This is a genomic window from Pseudomonas sp. (genome assembly GCF_017744435.1).
GTDB lineage: Bacteria > Pseudomonadota > Gammaproteobacteria > Pseudomonadales > Pseudomonadaceae > Aquipseudomonas.
In genome coordinates, this window is record NZ_JAGIBG010000070.1 from 1 (window position 1) to 2,319 (window position 2,319).

The following is a 2,319-nucleotide window of genomic DNA, read 5'->3' on the forward strand; positions in this document are numbered from 1 at the left end:
ACCAGCAGACCAAGAACCTGCTGGTGAGCTACGACATCAACCCGTTGGGCTTCTTCTAAACCGCGTCGCGCCCTTCGCGGGCACGCCCGCTCCCACAGGATTAGCGCAAGCTTCCAGACCTGTGCAGTACCTGTGGGAGCGGGTTCACCCGCGAAGAGGCCAGACCTGCAAACACAAGATCCAGACCATGCCGTACCGACAGGTCCGGACCTTTTTTCAATCGGCGAAACCTCGATGAAAATCCGTTACAAGGTAAGCCTCGCGGCTGCCTGTGTGCTGTGCGTGACGATCAGCCTGCTGACCGTGGTCCAGGTCGCCCAGGTGCGCACCTTGCTGCGCGACCAGGTGCAGGCAAGCATTTACGAAACCAGCAATGCCGTGGCCCGCCAGATCGAAAACTGGCTGAACGGCAAACTCCACCTGATGGACCTGGCCGCCCAGGCGATCGATAGCCAGTACAGCCCGCAAGCCACCCAGCGCATCGTCGACTCGCCCCTGCTCAAGGACGAGTTCAAGCTGGTGTTCGGTGCCCTCGAGGCGGACGGCAAACCGATCAAGAACACCGCGTCGTGGAACCCCAAACCCGATTACGACGGCCGCACCCGCCCCTGGTACGCCACCGGCAAGGCCGCAGCCCAGGCGGTATTGACCGAACCCTACCAGGACTCCACCAGCGGCGAGATCCTGATTTCAGCAGTCGCCCGGCTCAGCGATGCCGGCCGCCCGCTCGGCGTGTTCGGCGGCGACATCCGCCTGACCAGCGTGGCCGAGGCCATCAACACCCTGGACTTCGGCGGTGCCGGCTATGCGTTCCTGCTGAGCAAGAACGGCAACATCATTTCCCACCCGAACGCCGAACTGAACGGCAAGCCCTACCGCGAGCTGTTCGGCGGCAGCGCCCCGGCCCTCGACGGCCAATTGCAGGACATCAGCCACGCCGGCAAGCACCTGCTGGTGGCATTCGTCCCGCTCACCGAACTCAAGGGCATGGACTGGTACATCGGCGTGGTGCTGGACCAGGACATCGTCATGGCCGCCGCCCATACCTTGACCTGGCGGGCGGTGGTCGGCACCGCCCTGGGCGTGCTGCTGAGCCTGCTGGTGCTGGGCGTGATGGTCCGCCGCCTGCTCTGGCCGATGGACCGGCTCAAGCAGTCGCTGGAGGACATCAACCGCGGCGAAGGCGACCTGACCCGCCAGCTGCAAGTGACCGGCAACGACGAAGTGGCCCTGGTTTCCCGGGAGTTCAACCAACTGCTGGCCAACCTCAAGACGCTCATCGGCGAGGTCAAGCACCGCTCGCAGCAGGTACGCGAAAGCACCACGGCAACCTCCGGCGCAGCCGACCAGGCAGCGGGCCGGGTGCAGCGCCAGTTGCAGGAGCTCGACCAGCTGGCCACGGCCATGGCCGAAATGGCGGCGACCGCCGAAGACGTGGCCCGCAATGCCCAGGCCGCAGCCGAGGCGGCGGTGGTGGCCACCGAGCAGACCACCGGCGGGGTTGCGCTGGTGTCCCGCTCCACCGGGGCGATCAAGCGCCTGGCCGACGAAATGAACGACACCGGCCAAGCCATCAACGAACTGTCCGTCCTCAGCCAGCGCATCGAGTCGATCGTGGCGGTCATCACCAGCATCGCCGACCAGACCAACCTGCTCGCGCTCAACGCCGCCATCGAGGCGGCCCGTGCCGGCGAGTCGGGGCGCGGCTTTGCCGTGGTGGCCGATGAAGTGCGCTCGCTGGCCTCGCGCACGCAGCAGTCCACCCAGGAAATCCGCGAAATGATCGACCAGTTGCAGAGCGGCGTGAAGCACGCCCAGGGGCGCATGCAGCAAAGCCGCGAAACCGCCAGCAAGACCGCCGAGGACGCCCATGCCGCCAACCACACCCTCGAGCGCATCCGCGAGGCGATACAGCGCATCAACGACATGAACCTGCAGATTGCCGCCGCCGCTGAACAGCAGAGCGTCACCAGCGAAGAGATCAACCACAACACCACCACGATCCGCGACATCAGCCTGGCGGTTTCCGGCAGTGCCGACCAGCAGGTCGTGCAGTGTTCGGTGATGGTCGAACACGTCGGCCAGCAGGATCGGCTACTCAGCCGCTTCAAGCTCTGAGGCGCGGCCAGTGACAGCACACAACAACAACTCTTGCACCGAGGTATCAAAGATGAGTGCGGCTCCCCTGTACCCCGTTCGCCCCGAGGTTGCGGCCACTACCCTGACCGACGAGGCCACCTACAAGGCCATGTACCAGCAATCGGTGATCAACCCGGACGGCTTCTGGCGTGAGCAGGCCCAGCGTCTGGACTGGATCAA

The 2,319-nt window shown here is 65.2% G+C and carries 2 protein-coding genes; both read left to right on the forward strand.

All coding sequences use genetic code 11. The features are described from left to right. Nucleotides 1-234 precede the first annotated feature (234 nt). A complete protein-coding gene (locus tag J7573_RS25560; protein WP_294341358.1) occupies nucleotides 235-2,118 on the forward strand; it encodes a methyl-accepting chemotaxis protein in 1,884 nt (627 codons plus the stop codon). Nucleotides 2,119-2,170: 52 nt separating this feature from the next. Further along, on the forward strand, nucleotides 2,171-2,319 hold a 149-nt coding region (locus J7573_RS25565; protein ID WP_294340675.1), incomplete at its 3' end, for an acetyl-coenzyme A synthetase N-terminal domain-containing protein.

Bases quoted from the DNA above. Each gene is read 5' to 3' on its own strand.
- J7573_RS25560 (WP_294341358.1), top strand. From the start codon at position 235: ATGAAAATCCGTTACAAGGTAAGCCTCGCGGCTGCCTGTGTGCTGTGC.